Below are 16094 nucleotides of genomic sequence, written 5' to 3' on the forward strand. Positions count from 1 at the left end.
CCGTGAACACCCCCGTGGCCGTCGTCGGGCCCACCGCGACCGGCAAGTCCGACCTGGCCGTGCGGCTCGCCCTCGAACTGGGCGGCGAGGTGGTCAACGCCGACGCGATGCAGCTGTACCGGGGCATGGACATCGGCACCGCCAAGATGACCCCCGAGGAGCGGCGGGGCGTGCCGCACCACCTGCTCGACGTGCTGGACGTGACCGAGACCGCCTCCGTGGCCGCCTACCAGCGCGAGGCGCGCGCGGCCGTGGAGAAGGTGCTGGCCGACGGCCGCACGCCGGTCCTGGTCGGCGGCTCCGGCCTGTACGTGCAGGCCGTGCTGGACGACCTGCGCTTCCCCGGCACCGACGAGCGCATCCGGACCCAGCTGGAGCAGGAGCTGGCGGTGTTCGGCGCGGAGACCCTGCACGGGCGGCTGGCGCAGCTCGACCCGGCCGCGGCGCTGGCGATCCTGCCCAGCAACGGCAGGCGGGTGGTGCGCGCGCTGGAGGTCGTCGAGCTGACCGGCGAGCCCTTCTCCGCGACCCTGCCCAGGCCCGGTCCGGCCCGCTACGGCACCGTGCTGGTCGGCCTGGACCGGGAGGTGTCCGAACTGGACGAGCGGGTCGACGCCCGGGTGGCGCGGATGTTCGCGGCGGGTCTGGTGGACGAGGTCCGCGAGCTGGCCGCGCGCGGCCTGCGCGAGGGCCGCACGGCGTCGCGCGCGCTGGGCTACCAGCAGGTCCTGGCCGCGCTGGACGGCGAGCACCCGCTCGCGGACGCGGCGGCGCTGACCGCCCAGGGCACCCGGCGGTTCGTGCGCAGGCAGCGGTCCTGGTTCCGCCGCGACCGGCGGGTCACCTGGTTCGACGCGGGCTCGCCCACCCTGGCCGAGGATGTGCTCGACCTGGTCGCCACGTAGCCTGGTGGTCGTGGGGATCGAGTTCCTGAAGGGCCACGGCACCGAGAACGACTTCATCGTGCTGCCCGACCCGGACGACGTGCTGGACCTGACCGAAGCGCGCGTGCGGGCGCTGTGCGACCGGCGGCGCGGTTTGGGCGCGGACGGCGTGCTGCGGGTCGTGCGCCCCGACCGGGGGCCCTGGTTCATGGACTACCGCAACGCCGACGGGTCGATCGCGGAGATGTGCGGCAACGGCGTGCGCGTGTTCGCCCGCTACCTGGTCGAGGCCGGCCTGGAGCACGAGGGCGGGTTCGTGATCGGCTCGCGGGCGGGCGAGCGCCCGGTCCTGGCCCACCCGGACGGCTCGGTCACCGTCGACATGGGCCCCGCGCTGGTCACCGGCACGGGCACGGCGACGCTGGGCGGTGGTGCGTCCGACGGGGTCGCGTTCGACGGGGTCGCGGTGGACGTGGGCAACCCCCACCTGGCGTGCGTGACCGACGTGCCGGTGGCCGAACTGGACCTGGGCTCCGCGCCCGGCCACGACCCGGCGCTGTTCCCCGACGGGGTGAACGTCGAGTTCGTCAACGTGCTGGGTGACGGCGCCCTGCGGATGCGCGTGCACGAGCGCGGCGTGGGCGAGACCCGCTCGTGCGGCACGGGCACGGTGGCGGCGGTGGCGGCGTGGCTGCACGGGACCGGCCAGCAGGCGGGCAAGGCCACCGTGGACGTCCTCGGCGGGCAGGTGACCGTCGTGGTCGAGGAGGAGACGGCCACGCTGACCGGCCCGGCCGTGCTGCTCGCGCGCGGCGAGCTGGACCGGGACTGGTGGAACTCCCTCTGAAGCCCTAGAGGTCGAACACCTCCAGCTTCCCCAGCCTCGCGCCCGCCACCACCTCGGGCTGCGACGTGGGCGCGGTGCAGCAGACCAGCGTGCCGTCGACCACGGCCACGGCGAAGCACGCCTGGCTGGTTTCCACCTTCCGGGTGATGCGCCCGCCCTCCTCGACGTGGAACGCGAACGGCTGGAGCGCGGGGGCCACCCACAGACCGCCCCCGGGGTCCACCGCGATGCCGTCCGGGGCGATGAGGTGCTCGCGCAGCTCCGCCCACACCCGCCGGCCGGACAGCGCGCCGTCCTCGGCCACGTCGAAGCGGGTCAGCCGGAACGCCAGGGTCTCCGCGACGACCAGCCCGCCGTCGGCGAGCAGCACCGTCCCGTTGGGGAACTTCAGGTCCTCGGCCGCCACGCCGACCGCGCCGTCCGGCCGGACCAGCGCCAGCGGGGTGCCGGGCGCGGTCCAGCCCGGCTCCAGCAGCGCGGCCTCGCCACCGGCCGCGAGCGCGGCGTGCAGGTCGAAGCCGAAGTTGCCGACGTAGGCGCGGCCGTGCGGGTCGACCAGCATGTCGTTGGCGTGGAAGGTGGCGATGCCGCCCAGGTCGGCGTGCTCGACGAGGCCGCCGTCCTCCAGCCGCAGCACCCGCCGGTCGGTCATCGACACCACGAGCAGCCGGCCGTCCGGCAGCCACCCCAGACCGGAGGGCTGTCCGGGCACGGCGCACACCACCTCGTCCTCGCCCGTGGCGAGGTCGATCGCGTGCACCTCGCGGTCGTAGAAGTCGGAGTAGAACAGCCTGCCGTCCGGCGCCCGGCGCGGTCCCTCGCCGAACCGGAGGCCGGCGCGCAGGACCCTGGTGTCAGCCACGACTGCCGACCGTAGTGCCCCCCGGCACGTCCCGCATCGTCCTGAGCGGTGACAGCAGCACCCACAGCACCGCCACGGCCTGGCCGCCCGCCGCCACCCACAGCGTCGGCGTGATGCCGATGCCCCCGCCCAGGGCACCGCCGATCAGGCCGCCCAGCGGCAGCGCGCCCCACACCACGAACCGGATGCTCGCGTTCATCCGGCCGAGCAGCCGGTCCGGGCAGATCGACTGCCGGTAGCTGACCTGCGCGATGTTGTAGACGATCACGCCGTAGGAGGACCCCGCCTGGCCCAGGACCAGCAGCCCGATCCGCCAGTCCGCGCCGCCGAGCGGGACGAGCAGCCCGAACGGGAACGTGACCAGCGCGGACAGCCAGATCGTCCGGACCTGCCCGAACCGCCTGGTCCACCACCCCGTGGTGAGCGCGCCGAGCACGCCGCCGACGCCCGCGGCGCTGAACACCAGGCCCACCACGCCCTCGGACAGGCCCAGCTCGCGGACCAGGAACAGCACCGTGACGGCGGTGCCGAGGCCGCCGAAGAAGTTGGCCGTGCCCGTGCAGCCGACGACGGCGCGCAGCGAGCGGTGCCCGAACACGAACCGCAGGCCCTCGGCGATCTCGCGCCGCAGACCGGGCTCCTCCGGGCGCTCCGGGCGCGGCTCCGGCGTGCGGACGCGCAGCAGGAACAGGGCCGAGACCAGGTAGCCCAGGCCGGTGGCCAGCACGCCGTTGGCCGCGCCGAGCCCCTGCGCCACGCCGCCCGCCACCGCCGGTCCCGACACCTGGGCGACGGCCCGGCTGGACTCCAGCTTCGCGTTGCCCTCGACCAACCGGTCCCGACCGACCAGCGACGGCAGGTAGGACTGGTAGGCGACGTCGAACATGACCGTGGCCGCGCCGACCAGCAGCGCCACCACCACGAGCTGGACCAGCGTGAGCACGCCGAACCACCACGCCACGGGCACCGACAGCATCAGCGCGGCGCGGGCGAAGTCGGCCACGAGCATCACCGGGCGCCTGCTCAGCCGGTCCACCCACACCCCGGCGGGCAGGCCGATGAGCAGGAACGCGGCCGAGCCCGCCGCCGAGAGCACGCCCATCTCGAACGGCGTCGCGGCCAGCGCGCCCGCCGCGAGCAGGGGCAGGACGGTGCGGCCCACCGTCGCGCCGAACTGGCTGGTGGTGTTGCCCACCCAGAGCAGGCGGAAGTCGCGGTGGGACCACAGGGACATGCCCGGGAGTCTCGCGGGAGTGATTGGAAAGTGTCAATCACTTACTCTGCACGGGTGTCCCGACGCCTCGCCACCTCCCTGGAGGTCGCCGCGCTGTCCTCGGACGTGCGGCTGCGCATCATCCGGCTGACCCACGACACCCCGCTGACCAACAAGGAGATCGCCGAGCGGCTCGGCAAGGACCCGGCCACCACCCTCCACCACGTGCGCAAACTCGTCGCCGCGGGCTTCCTGGAGGCCCAGCCGGCGCGCACCGGCAGGCGCGGCGCGCGCGAGCTCCCGTACCTGTCGACGGGCCTGCCCTGGCAGCTCACCGGGAAGGACCGGCCGCCGGCCGCCGAGGAGGCCGTGCTCCAGGCGTTCCTCGGCGAGGTCGCGGACGTGGGCGTGGCCGCGCTGCGGCAGATCAGGCTGGTGGTGCGCACCGATCCCGGGGAACTAAAACGGCGCCTCCAGGCGTTGTTCGATGAGCTGGCAGCAGAGCCGGCCGACCCCGACGACGAGCGGGTGGCGATCTACCTGGCGATGTACCCGGGTGATTAACCACTCGGTCCGGTCGGGGTCACCGTGGGACGATGAAGGGCAAATGACGGAAAACACGTACCGAACCAACGACCGGCTCGACCAAGACGACGAGCTGTCCACCGGCGAACTGGCTCTTGAGGAGCGCGCGGCACTGCGGCGCGTCGCCGGGCTGTCCACCGAACTCGAGGACGTCACCGAGGTCGAGTACCGCCGGCTGCGGCTGGAGCGGGTCGTGCTGGTCGGCGTGTGGACCGAGGGCACGGCGGCCGACTCCGACGCCTCCCTGGCCGAGCTGGCGCTGCTCGCCGAGACCGCGGGCTCCGAGGTGCTCGAAGGTATCGTCCAGCGGCGCGACCGGCCCGACCCGGCCACCTACATCGGCTCGGGCAAGGTCACCGAGTTGCGCGACATCGTGATCTCGACCGGCGCGGACACCGTGATCTGCGACGGCGAGCTCTCCCCCGGCCAGCTGCGGCAGCTGGAGGAGCGGCTCAAGGTCAAGGTCATCGACCGCACCGCGCTGATCCTGGACATCTTCGCCCAGCACGCCTCCACCAAGGAGGGCAAGGCGCAGGTCGAGATGGCCCAGCTCCAGTACCTGATGCCGCGCCTGCGCGGGTGGGGCGAGTCGCTGTCCCGGCAGGCCGGCGGTCGCGCCGGCGGCGGCAACGGCGGCGTGGGCCTGCGCGGTCCCGGTGAGACCAAGCTGGAGACCGACCGCAGGCGCATCCGCGCGCGCATCGCCAAGCTGCGCCGCGAGATCGCCGGGATGAGCGTCGTCCGGGAGACCAAGCGCCACCGCCGCGTCGCCAACGCGGTGCCGAACGTGGCCATCGCGGGGTACACGAACGCGGGCAAGTCCAGCCTGCTCAACGCGCTGACCGGCGCGGGCGTGCTGGTGCAGGACGCCCTGTTCGCGACCCTCGACCCGACCACGAGGCGCACCGAGACGCCCGAGGGCCTGCCCTACACGCTGACCGACACGGTCGGCTTCGTGCGGCACCTGCCGCACCAGCTGGTCGAGGCGTTCCGGTCGACGCTGGAGGAGGTCGCCGACGCGGACCTGCTGGTCCACGTGGTCGACGGGTCCGACGCGATGCCGGAGAAGCAGGTCAAGGCGGTGCGCGAGGTGATCGGCGAGATCACCGAGCGGCGCGACGAGCCCATGCCGCCCGAGCTGCTCGTGGTCAACAAGATCGACGCGGTGGGCGAGCTGGGCCTGGCCCGGTTGCGGCACCTGTTCCCCGGCGCGGTGTTCGTGTCCGCGCACTCCGGCGAGGGGATCCCCGAGCTGCGCGAGCGCATCGCGACCATGACACCCCGACCTGAGGTCGTGGTGGACGCGATGGTGCCGTACGCGCGGGGTGAGCTGGTCGCGCGCGTGCACCGGGAGGGCGAGGTGCTCAAGGAGCGGCACACCGAGGAGGGCACGGAGCTGTCCGCCCGGGTGCGGCCCGACCTGGCCGGCGCGCTGGAGCAGTTCGCCGTGGACGGAAGCCGCGCCTGAGCCGGTGCGCGCCGTCCTGGTGGTGTTCGGCCTGCTGACGGGGGCCGGTTCCGCGATCGCGGAACCGGCCCCCGTCGCCGTGTGCTCGGTGACCGACGAGCGGCTGTCGGAGCTGTCCGGCCTCGCCGCGCGTGGGGACGAGCTGTTCGCGGTGAACGACAGCGACAACGGCCGGCTGGCCGTTCAGGTGATGGACCGGAATTGCGCGATCACCCGGACGACCACCACGTCGATCAACCCGTTCGACGTCGAAGATCTTTCCCTCGCGCCTGACGGAACCCTGTGGGCGGCGGACACCGGCGACAACGGCAAGACCCGCGAGACCGTGGCATTGCACGCGGTGTCCCCCGACGGCACGGCCCGTTTGTACCGCCTCACGTATCCTGACGGAAAGCACGACGCCGAGGCGTTGTTGTTGGACGGCTCGGGAATTCCGCACATCATCACCAAGGAAACGATCGGCTCGGCGTTGGTGTACCGGCCCGTTTCCGGGTTGATCGAGAACGCGCCGACCCCGCTGGAGCAGGTGGCGCGGGTGTCGATCAGGGGCACGGAGACGCCCGGCGGACCGTTGACCAACCCGGTGGTGACGCGGGTGGTGACGGGCGGGGCGATGAGCGCGGACGGCCGGGTGGCCGCGTTGCGCACCTACACCGACGCGTACCTGTTCCCGGTGCCGGACGGCGACCTGGCGAAGGCGCTGGAGGGCGACCCGGTGCGGGTGCCGCTGCCGGACGAGCCGCAGGGCGAGGCCATCGCGTTCGACGGGGACGGCGCGCTGCTGTCGGCCTCGGAGTTCGGCAACGGCGGGGTGTCCTCGCAACTGCGCCGGGTGGAGGGCGCCGTCGCGGCGGCCGTGCCCCCGGAGCCGACCCCGACCACCGCGCCCACCTCGGACGCGGACCAGGCGGCTCCACCGGCCACCGCCGCCCCGGCGTCGCCGGAGCCCACCTCGCCGTGGCCGGTGGTGGGTGGCGGCGCGGTGGCACTGGTGCTGGTGGGGGCGCTGGTGCGCCGCTCACGCCGCCGCAGGGCATGACAGAACGGCGCGGGGCCCCGTTTCCGGGCCACCGCGCCGTTCGCCTTCAGCAGGTTCGCGCCGGGTTCGCCCTCAGAGGCGGCGCAGCACCGCGACGACCTTGCCCAGGATCGACGCCTCGTCACCGAGGATCGGCTGGTAGGCCGGGTTGTGCGGCAGCAGCCACACGTGGTCGTCCCGGCGCTTGAACGTCTTCACCGTGGCCTCGCCGTCGATCATGGCGGCCACCACGTCGCCGTTGTCGGCGGTCGGCTGCTGGCGGACCACCACCCAGTCACCGTCGGTGATGGCGGCGTCCACCATCGAGTCACCCACGACCTTGAGCAGGAACACCTCGCCCTCGCCGACCAGGTCGCGCGGCAGCGGGAACACGTCCTCGATGGCCTCCTCCGCCAGGATCGGCCCGCCGGCGGCGATGCGGCCCAGCATGGGCACGTACGCGGGGGTGGGCCTGGAGGTGGGGGCCAGGCCGGTCACGATCTCGGTCGGCAGCACGCCCACCGCGCGCGGGCGGTTCGGGTCCCGTCGCAGGAAGCCCTTCTTCTCCAGCGCGCGCAACTGGTGGGCGACCGAGGACGTGCTGGTCAGGCCGACCGCCTCACCGATCTCGCGCACGCTCGGGGGGTAGCCGAACCGGTCCAGCCAGTCGCGGATCACGTCGAGCACCTTGCGCTGGCGCAGGGTGAGCCCGGCGTTGCCCGCGATGTCCGTCGGCTCGGGCGTGGAGGGCACCTCCGCAACGATGCTCAGGTCGTCGTTGGTCTTGCGTGCCACGGCGCTTTCCCCTCCTCACCGGCTCCGATTCCCAGGCCGGTTCTGCGTCGATCTTCGGGTGTGGACGGTAGTCGGGTTGCGCGTCCAGATCAAACACCTGTTCGAAGTAAGTATCGGCGTGTCGTGGCGATTATGCGGCACTTAGTGGTAGACATTCGCACGGACGTTCGATCGAACACAGGTTCGATCGTGATCGGATGACCTGCGATGGAGGGCATCATGGCGGTGGTCATTGGCACCCGGAACAGCTTCGAACTGGTCGACGGGGCCGGGGTCGAGGACGTCGCCCTCGGCGCCGGGCTGCGACCGGGACCACGCGTGCTGCGCCGGTTCGACGTGCCGGACCGGGACCGCCGCCCGTCCACCCGCCGCGCCCCCGTCCCGGCCCGCGAGACCCCGCCCGACGCGGCCGCCTGCCGGGTGCGCCCGGAGCGGCACCCGGCCGTCCAGTTCGCGCTCTACGCGCTCGCCATCGCCGCCCTGGCCGCCGCCGTCACCTTCGGCTACCTCTACGCCTCGGGCGCCACCACCGTCCCCGAGCGCACCGCCGTGGTCCACGTCCAGGTCGGCGAAACCCTCCACGACCTGGCCAAGCGCAGCGCCCCCGCCAGCGACCCGGACGCCGTGGCGGCCCGCATCCGCACCCTGAACAACCTCACCACCGACGACCTGACCCCGGGCCAACCCCTGACCGTCCCCCACTAACCTCCGCGCGCCACACCTCCACCCCACGCGAGCCACACGCGCAACCCGCGCGAGTCGTACGCCCAGACCCCGCGAGTCGTACGCCCAGACCCCGCGAGTCGTACGTTCAAGTCGCGCGAGTCGTACGTTCAGACCCACCGTGTCGAACACTCAGGACCCCCGAGTTCAACGTTCAGGTACCCCAAGGCCGTGACCGAGGGGTGCGCGAACGTTGAACTCGGGGGTCCTGAACGTGGGACACGGGGGTCCTGAACGTACGACTCGCGAGGTCTGGAGGTACGACTCGCGAGGTTCGGGGGTGGGGGTAGGGTGCAGGGCCGTTCGGGGGTGGGGGCGGATACAGCCGTACGGGTGACACGCCGAGGGCCTGTCCGAGTTGCGGCTCCGTAGGCCCAGGGCATAGGTTGACCCCTACATCTAGTGGTTGCACCGACGAAGTTAGTCCACAGGTTGGGGTATTCCCCCTCCCGAGGACTAATGCGATGGGTGCTGCGCTCAAGCAGGGGGAGACCAGCCGTGCGATGCCCGTTCTGCCGGAACTCGGACTCGCGCGTGGTCGACTCGCGTGAGGTCGACGAGGGTCAGGTGATCCGCCGCCGGCGGTCCTGCTCCAGCTGCGGCCGCCGGTTCACCACCGTCGAGGAGGCCGTGCTCGCGGTGGTCAAGCGCTCCGGCGTCACCGAGCCCTTCAGCCGTGACAAGGTCGTCAACGGCGTCCGCCGCGCCTGCCAGGGCCGCCCCGTCGACGAGGACGCCCTCCAGCACCTCGCGCACCGCGTGGAGGAGTCGATCCGCTCCGGCGGCGTCGCCGAGATCCCCAGCCACGAGGTGGGCCTGGCGATCCTCGGCCCGCTGCGCGAGCTGGACGAGGTCGCCTACCTCCGCTTCGCCAGCGTCTACCGCTCCTTCTCGTCCGTCGAGGACTTCGAGAAGGAGATCGCCGACCTCCGCGACGCCCAGCGCGACGACTAGCCCCGTCGCCGCGGCGCGGAACAGCGGAGCAGCGGAACACCAGAACGTCACAACACCAGAGCGACCGCCTCGGACGGGGAGCCCGGACGTGGTCGCGCCACCACACCACCTGATCGAGAGGGAAACCCGGATGACCGAGACCGTCGGTGGCTCAGGGAAGAAGACCGCCACCCGCAACGGCGCGGGCGCCAAGAACGCCAAGCTGAAGGTGGAGCGCGTCTACACCACCGAAGGCGTGCACCCGTACGACGAGGTCACCTGGGAGCACCGGGACGTCGTGATGACGAACTGGCGCGACGGCTCGGTGAACTTCGAGCAGCGCGGTGTGGAGTTCCCCGATTTCTGGTCGGTCAACGCGACCAACATCGTGACCAGCAAGTACTTCCGCGGCGCGGTGGGCACGCCGCAGCGCGAGCACAGCCTGCGCCAGCTCATCGACCGCGTGGTGCACGCCTACGTCAAGGCGGGCGTCGAGCACGGCTACTTCGGTGCCGACGGCGACGCCCTGGTGTTCGAGCACGAGCTGACCTGGATGCTGCTGCACCAGGTGTTCAGCTTCAACTCCCCGGTGTGGTTCAACGTCGGCACGACCTCCCCGCAGCAGGTCAGCGCCTGCTTCATCCTGTCGGTCGACGACACGATGGAGTCGATCCTGAACTGGTACCGCGAGGAGGGCCTGATCTTCAAGGGCGGCTCCGGCGCGGGCCTGAACCTCTCGCGCATCCGCTCGTCCAAGGAGCTGCTGTCCTCCGGCGGCACGGCGTCCGGCCCGGTGTCGTTCATGCGCGGCGCCGACGCGTCCGCGGGCACCATCAAGTCCGGTGGCGCGACCCGCCGCGCGGCGAAGATGGTCGTGCTGGACGTGGACCACCCCGACGTCGAGGAGTTCATCGAGACCAAGGCGCGCGAGGAGGACAAGGTCCGCGCGCTGCGCGACGCCGGGTTCGACATGGACCTGGGCGGCAGGGACATCGTGTCCGTGCAGTACCAGAACGCCAACAACTCGATCCGCGTGTCCGACGAGTTCATGCACGCCTACGAGACCGGCGGCCAGTTCGGCCTGCGCGCCCGGATGACCGGCGAGGTCATCGAGCACGTCGACGCGAAGTCCCTGTTCCGCAAGCTGGCGAAGGCCGCGTGGGAGTGCGCCGACCCGGGCATCCAGTACGACGGCACGATCAACGACTGGCACACCACGCCGGAGTCGGGCCGGATCACCGCGTCCAACCCGTGCTCGGAGTACATGCACCTGGACAACTCCAGCTGCAACCTGGCGTCGCTGAACCTGATGAAGTTCATGTCCGACGACGGCTCGTTCAACGCCGAGCTGTTCGCCAAGTCGGTGGAGATCATCATCACCGCGATGGACGTCTCCATCAGCTTCGCGGACTTCCCGACCCCCGCGATCGGCGAGACCACGCGCGACTTCCGCCAGCTGGGCATCGGCTACGCGAACCTGGGCGCGCTGCTCATGGCGACCGGCCACGCCTACGACTCCGAGGGCGGCCGCGCCCTGGCCGCCTCCATCACGTCGCTGATGCAGGCCGTGGCCTACCGGCGGTCCGCGGAGCTGGCGGGCGTCGTCGGCCCGTACGCGGGTTATGCCCGCAACGCCGAGGCGCACCAGCGGGTCGTCCGCAAGCACGCGGCGGCCAACGACACGATCCGCACCCTGCACGCCAACGACGCGGCGGTCCGCTCGCTGGCCACCAGGGAGTGGCAGCGGTGCCAGGAGGTCGGCAACCGCCACGGCTGGCGCAACGCGCAGGCCAGCGTGCTCGCCCCCACCGGCACCATCGGCCTGATGATGGACTGCGACACGACCGGCATCGAGCCGGACCTGGCGCTGGTGAAGTTCAAGAAGCTGGTCGGCGGCGGCTCCATGCAGATCGTCAACCAGACCGTGCCGCGCGCGCTGCGCGTCCTGGGCTACCAGGAGGAGCAGGTCGAGGCGATCGTCGAGTACATCGGCGAGCACGGTCACGTGGTGGACGCGCCGGGCCTGCGGCCCGAGCACTACGAGGTGTTCGACTGCGCGATGGGCGACCGCTCGATCGCGCCGATGGGCCACGTCCGGATGATGGCCGCGGTGCAGCCGTTCCTGTCGGGCGCGATCTCCAAGACGGTCAACATGCCGGAGACGGCGACCGTCGAGGAGGTCGAGGAGATCTACTACGAGGGCTGGAAGCTGGGCCTGAAGGCGCTGGCCATCTACCGCGACAACTGCAAGGTCGGCCAGCCGCTGTCGGCGGGCAAGTCGGCCAAGGCGACCGAGACCAAGGCCGTCGAGCCGGTCGTGGAGTACCGGCCGGTGCGCAAGAGGCTGCCGAAGAAGCGCCCGTCGCAGACGGTGTCGTTCACGGTCGGCGGTGCCGAGGGCTACCTGCACGCGGGCTCCTACCCGGACGACGGCCTCGGCGAGATCTTCGTCAAGCTCGGCAAGCAGGGTTCGACGCTGGCCGGCGTGATGGACGCGTTCTCCATGTCCATCTCGGTGGGGCTCCAGTACGGCATCCCGCTGGAGTTCTACGTCTCGAAGTTCCAGAACCTGCGCTTCGAGCCGGCGGGCATGACCGACGACCCGGACGTGCGGATCGCGACCAGCGTGCTGGACTACCTGTTCCGCCGGCTGGCGCTGGACTACCTGCCGCTGGAGAAGCGGGCCCAGCTGGGCATCTTCACCGCCGACGAGCGCACCGCGCAGGTGGCGTCGGACTACAACGGCGGTGACGTGGACCTGGAGGGCCTGCGCACCTCGGTGGGCTCGGCCGAGCAGGCGGCGCCCGCGAACGCGCCGTCGCCCGCGCCGGAGGCGAAGGCCAAGCCGCAGGACGTGAGGGTCGGCAGCTCCACGGAACTGCTCGAACTGCACCTGGGCAAGGCCGCCGACGCGCCGCTGTGCATGACGTGCGGCACGAAGATGCGCCCGGCCGGCTCCTGCTACCTGTGCGAGGGCTGCGGCTCGACCTCGGGTTGCAGCTGACGGACGAGCGGAACCGCGCTTGACGCGACCGCGGTCGCGTCAAGCGCGGTTCCGCAGACGCTGGTGGGTGGTGGCGAGCAGCGCGTCTCGCCACCACCCGAGCCGTCAGCCCTGCCGGATCCACCTGGAGCCGGCCTGACGCGGTGGTGCGTTCACCGCGACGCCCGAGGTCGAGTACGTCAGGTGCCGCGCGAAGGGGTCAACGCCGCGAGTTGCGCGTGACGGTCAGGCCGAGCACGGTGTCGGCGCCGGCGCGGCGGGCCGCGTTGGCCACGCCCGCCAGGGTGTACCCGGTCCGGTGGGTGTCGTCGACCACCAGCACGGTCCGCCCGCTCAGGTCCTCGTCCACCCGGAACGCGGTGAGCAGGTCCTCCCGCTCGCGCGGCGTCATCTGCCTGGCCGGTTTCCGGACCCGCCGGTCGTCGGCGACCGGGGTGACCTCCAGCCCCAGCTCTTGCCCCAGCGCCAGGCCCAGCAGCACGCTGGTCGCGGGGCGCCCGGGGTCGTGGCCGGGCACCGGCAGCAGGCGGGTGGACCGGACGAACCACTCGTGCCGGAGCACGACCTCCGCCAGCTCGGCGCACAGCCGCCGCCCGGCCCGGTCGATCTCGGCCCGCGTGCCGACACCGTGCTTGACCAGGTGCAGCAGGCCGCCGTGCTCGGTGCGCGCGAGTTCGGACGAGCCCTCGCGGACCGGCCGCGCGTGGTCGTCGAGCGCCACCGCGCCGTCCACGCCGCCCGGTGACCCGACGGGGATGACGACCACCTCGCCGAGCAGCCGCAGGAAGTCCTCCAGCCCGTCGGGCGGCGCGAAGTCCATCCGGACGCGGTGGGGCCACCGGTGGTCGGCGGTGGCGTCGGCCAGCGCCCTGGCCCGGGGCAGCGCGCCGACCACGTGGTCGGCGATCCCCCGCGCGCCGCGGAACCTCAGGAACCAGGACGACCCGGACGGTTCGAGCTTCCACTCCTCCAGCCGGTCGAACCGGCGGTGCGGTGTCGGCGCGGGCAAGCGAGTACCCCCAGGCAGCAGGTGGAACAGGCAGCGTGGCACGGCGGAGGCCCGTCGCGCACGGCATTTTCCGCCGGCCGCGCGGGGGCGGGTGCCCGCCCCGGCGAGGGGGCGGGCACCGCGCGGTCACCCGCGGCGGAACAGCTTGTTGCCCAACCACACGATCGGGTCATAACGCCGGTCCGCCACGCGCTCCTTCATCGGGATCAGCGCGTTGTCGGTGATCTTGATGTGCTCGGGGCACACCTCGGTGCAGCACTTGGTGATGTTGCACAGCCCGAGCCCGTGCTCCGACTGCGCCTGCCCCACCCGGTCCGCCGAGTCCAGCGGGTGCATCTCCAGCTCGGCCACCCGCATCAGGAACCGCGGCCCGGCGAACGCCTCCTTGTTCTCCTCGTGGTCGCGGATCACGTGGCAGGTGTTGTTGCACAGGAAGCACTCGATGCACTTGCGGAACTCCTGCGAGCGCTCCACGTCCACCTGCTGCATCCGGTACTCCCCCGGCGCGACCCCCTCGGGCGGCCGGAACGCCGGGACCTCCCTGGCCTTGCGGTAGTTGTACGACACGTCCGTGACCAGGTCCCGGATCACCGGGAACGTGCGCATCGGCGTCACGGTGACCGTCTCGTCCTCCGCGAACACCGACATCCGCGTCATGCACAGCAGCCGCGGCCTGCCGTTGATCTCGGCCGAGCACGAGCCGCACTTGCCCGCCTTGCAGTTCCACCGCACCGCGAGGTCCGGGGTCTGGGTGGCCTGCAACCGGTGGATCACGTCGAGGACGACCTCGCCCTCGTTGACCTCCACGGTGAAGTCCTCCAGGCCGCCGCCCTCGGCGGACCCGCGCCACACCCGGAAGTGCCCCTGGTAACCCACCGTCACGCCTCCAGTTCGCCCGCGGTCAGGTACTTCTCCAGCTCGGTGCGCTCGAACAGCTCCAGCAGGTCGGCCCGGATCGGCACCTGCGGCTCCTCGACCACCTCCACGTCGTCGCCGGACACCCGGCACACCAGCAGCTTGCGGCGCCACTCGGGGTCCATGCCCGGGTGGTCGTCGCGGGTGTGCCCGCCGCGGCTCTCGGTGCGCAGCAGCGCCGCCCGCGCCACGCACTCGCTGACCAGCAGCATGTTGCGCAGGTCCAGCGCCAGGTGCCAGCCGGGGTTGAACTGCCGGTGCCCCTCGACGACCACGGCCGCCGCCCGACGCTTGAGCTCGTCGAGCCGCTCGACCGCCTGGCCCATCTCCTCGGCCCGCCGGATGATGCCCACCAGGTCGTTCATGGCCTGCTGGAGCTCCATGTGCAGCGTGTACGGGTTCTCGCCGCCCTCGCCGGCGAACGGGGCCACCGCCGTGCGCTCGGCCCCGGCCACCGCCTCGTCGGAGCACACCGGCCGCTCGCCCAGCCCGGCCACGTAGGACGCGGCGCCCGCGCCCGCCCGCTTGCCGAACACCAGCAGGTCCGACAGCGAGTTGCCGCCGAGCCGGTTGGAGCCGTGCATCCCACCGGACACCTCGCCCGCGGCGAACAGGCCCGGCACCGAGGACGCGCCGGTGTCCGGCTCGACCCGCACGCCGCCCATGACGTAGTGGCAGGTCGGCCCGACCTCCATGGGCTGGGCGGTGATGTCGACGTCGGCCAGCTCCTTGAACTGGTGGTGCATCGACGGCAGCCGCCGGATGATCTCCTCGGCGGGCATCCGGGTGGACACGTCCAGGAACACGCCGCCGTGCTCGGACCCGCGACCGGCCTTGACCTCGGAGTTGATCGCCCGCGCCACCTCGTCGCGCGGCAGCAGCTCCGGCGGGCGCCGGTTGGTGTCCGGGTCGGTGTACCAGCGGTCGGCCTCGGCCTCGCTGTCGGCGTACTTGTCCTTGAACACCTCGGGGACGTAGTCGAACATGAACCGCTTGCCGTCGGAGTTGCGCAGCACGCCGCCGTCGCCGCGGACCGACTCGGTGACCAGGATCCCCTTCACCGACGGCGGCCAGACCATCCCGGTCGGGTGGAACTGGACGAACTCCATGTTGATCAGCGACGCGCCGGCGCGCAGGGCCAGCGCGTGACCGTCGCCGGTGTACTCCCACGAGTTCGACGTGACCTTGAACGACTTGCCGATGCCGCCGGTCGCGAGCACCACGGCGGGCGCCTCGAACAGCACGAACCGGCCGGACTCGCGCCAGTAGCCGAACGCGCCGGCCACGCGGCCACCGTCGAGCACCAGGTCCGTGACGGTGAACTCCTGGAACACCCGCAGCCGGGAGTCGTGGTCGCCGGTCTCGGCGAAGTCCTCCTGCTGGAGGGACACGACCTTCTGCTGGAGGCTGCGGATCAGCTCCAGCCCGGTCCGGTCGCCCACGTGCGCGAGCCGCGGGTACTCGTGGCCGCCGAAGTTGCGCTGGCTGATCCGGCCGTCCTTCGTCCGGTCGAACAGCGCGCCGTAGGTCTCCAGCTCCCACACCCGGTCGGGGGCCTCCTTGGCGTGCAGCTCGGCCATCCGCCAGTTGTTGAGGAACTTCCCGCCGCGCATGGTGTCGCGGAAGTGCACCTGCCAGTTGTCGTTGGAGTTCACGTTGCCCATGGCCGCGGCGATGCCGCCCTCGGCCATGACGGTGTGGGCCTTGCCGAACAACGACTTGCACAGCACCGCCGTGCGCATCCCGTGTTCCCTGGCCTCGATCGCGGCGCGCAGCCCGGCGCCGCCGGCACCGATCACGAGCACGTCGAACGAATGCCGTTCCAGCTCGGGCAAAAC

General features: G+C 72.0%; 14 protein-coding genes. 8 read left to right on the forward strand and 6 right to left on the reverse strand.

Annotated elements, in window-relative coordinates; all coding sequences use genetic code 11:
- Positions 1 to 2 precede the first annotated feature (2 nt).
- The gene (gene miaA / locus Q5530_RS13950) at positions 3 to 905 is read left to right on the forward strand and encodes a tRNA (adenosine(37)-N6)-dimethylallyltransferase MiaA (protein ID WP_415362609.1); all 903 of its coding nucleotides are present in this window, start codon (positions 3 to 5) and stop codon (positions 903 to 905) included.
- On the forward strand, positions 880 to 1731 hold the full coding sequence (dapF, locus tag Q5530_RS13955; protein ID WP_415362610.1) for a diaminopimelate epimerase: 852 nt from the start codon (positions 880 to 882) through the stop codon (positions 1729 to 1731). Before miaA ends, dapF begins: the two co-directional genes overlap by 26 nt.
- 4 nt (positions 1732 to 1735) lie before the next feature.
- Here the strand turns inward: dapF and Q5530_RS13960 are convergent, their stop codons facing one another.
- Both Q5530_RS13960 and Q5530_RS13965 read right to left on the reverse strand, forming a co-directional pair.
- A complete protein-coding gene (locus Q5530_RS13960; RefSeq protein ID WP_415362611.1) occupies positions 1736 to 2593 on the reverse strand; it encodes an SMP-30/gluconolactonase/LRE family protein in 858 nt (285 codons plus the stop codon).
- On the reverse strand, positions 2586 to 3827 hold the full coding sequence (locus Q5530_RS13965; protein ID WP_415362612.1) for an MFS transporter: 1242 nt from the start codon (positions 3825 to 3827) through the stop codon (positions 2586 to 2588). The genes Q5530_RS13960 and Q5530_RS13965 overlap by 8 nt, the downstream gene beginning before the upstream one ends.
- A 54-nt stretch (positions 3828 to 3881) precedes the next feature.
- Between Q5530_RS13965 and Q5530_RS13970 the strand changes: the two genes are divergently transcribed.
- Genes Q5530_RS13970 through Q5530_RS13980 form a run of 3 tightly spaced genes read left to right on the forward strand, consistent with a single transcriptional unit; the run spans position 3882 to position 6898 of the window.
- Positions 3882 to 4370 (forward strand): ArsR/SmtB family transcription factor, encoded by a 489-nt coding sequence (locus Q5530_RS13970; protein ID WP_415362613.1) that lies wholly within the window; start codon positions 3882 to 3884, stop codon positions 4368 to 4370.
- A 43-nt stretch (positions 4371 to 4413) separates the two neighbouring features.
- Positions 4414 to 5859: a GTPase HflX gene (gene hflX, locus Q5530_RS13975; RefSeq protein WP_415362614.1), complete on the forward strand. Its 1446-nt coding sequence runs from the start codon at positions 4414 to 4416 to the stop codon at positions 5857 to 5859.
- 4 nt (positions 5860 to 5863) lie between these two features.
- Positions 5864 to 6898 carry a hypothetical protein gene (locus Q5530_RS13980; protein ID WP_415362615.1) on the forward strand — a complete coding sequence of 345 codons (1035 nt, stop codon included), beginning with the start codon at positions 5864 to 5866 and terminating at the stop codon, positions 6896 to 6898.
- A gap of 72 nt (positions 6899 to 6970) precedes the next feature.
- Here Q5530_RS13980 and lexA read toward each other — a convergent pair whose 3' ends face one another.
- On the reverse strand, positions 6971 to 7672 hold the full coding sequence (gene lexA, locus Q5530_RS13985; protein ID WP_380636327.1) for a transcriptional repressor LexA: 702 nt from the start codon (positions 7670 to 7672) through the stop codon (positions 6971 to 6973).
- 219 nt (positions 7673 to 7891) lie between these two features.
- On the opposite strand from lexA, the gene Q5530_RS13990 reads away from it, so the two are divergent.
- The 3 genes from Q5530_RS13990 (at position 7892) to Q5530_RS14000 (ending at position 12332) form a co-directional block, all read left to right on the forward strand.
- Entirely contained in the window at positions 7892 to 8377 is a 486-nt protein-coding gene (locus tag Q5530_RS13990) for a LysM peptidoglycan-binding domain-containing protein (protein WP_415362616.1), read from the forward strand.
- 516 nt (positions 8378 to 8893) lie between these two features.
- A complete protein-coding gene (gene nrdR, locus Q5530_RS13995; protein ID WP_344039795.1) occupies positions 8894 to 9349 on the forward strand; it encodes a transcriptional regulator NrdR in 456 nt (151 codons plus the stop codon).
- A 130-nt stretch (positions 9350 to 9479) separates the two neighbouring features.
- A complete protein-coding gene (locus tag Q5530_RS14000) occupies positions 9480 to 12332 on the forward strand; it encodes a vitamin B12-dependent ribonucleotide reductase (protein WP_415362617.1) in 2853 nt (950 codons plus the stop codon).
- A 199-nt stretch (positions 12333 to 12531) separates the two neighbouring features.
- Here the strand turns inward: Q5530_RS14000 and Q5530_RS14005 are convergent, their stop codons facing one another.
- The 3 genes from Q5530_RS14005 to Q5530_RS14015 all read right to left on the reverse strand — a co-directional run bounded on the left by Q5530_RS14005 (position 12532) and on the right by Q5530_RS14015 (position 16091).
- The gene (locus Q5530_RS14005; protein ID WP_415362618.1) at positions 12532 to 13341 is read right to left on the reverse strand and encodes a ComF family protein; all 810 of its coding nucleotides are present in this window, start codon (positions 13339 to 13341) and stop codon (positions 12532 to 12534) included.
- Between the two features lie 126 nt (positions 13342 to 13467).
- The gene (locus Q5530_RS14010) at positions 13468 to 14217 is read right to left on the reverse strand and encodes a succinate dehydrogenase/fumarate reductase iron-sulfur subunit (protein ID WP_415363055.1); all 750 of its coding nucleotides are present in this window, start codon (positions 14215 to 14217) and stop codon (positions 13468 to 13470) included.
- Between the two features lie 2 nt (positions 14218 to 14219).
- A complete protein-coding gene (locus tag Q5530_RS14015; protein WP_380636320.1) occupies positions 14220 to 16091 on the reverse strand; it encodes a fumarate reductase/succinate dehydrogenase flavoprotein subunit in 1872 nt (623 codons plus the stop codon).
- Positions 16092 to 16094 lie beyond the last annotated feature (3 nt).

The organism is Saccharothrix sp. BKS2 (genome assembly GCF_047689505.1).
GTDB lineage: Bacteria > Actinomycetota > Actinomycetes > Mycobacteriales > Pseudonocardiaceae > Actinosynnema > Actinosynnema lopnurensis.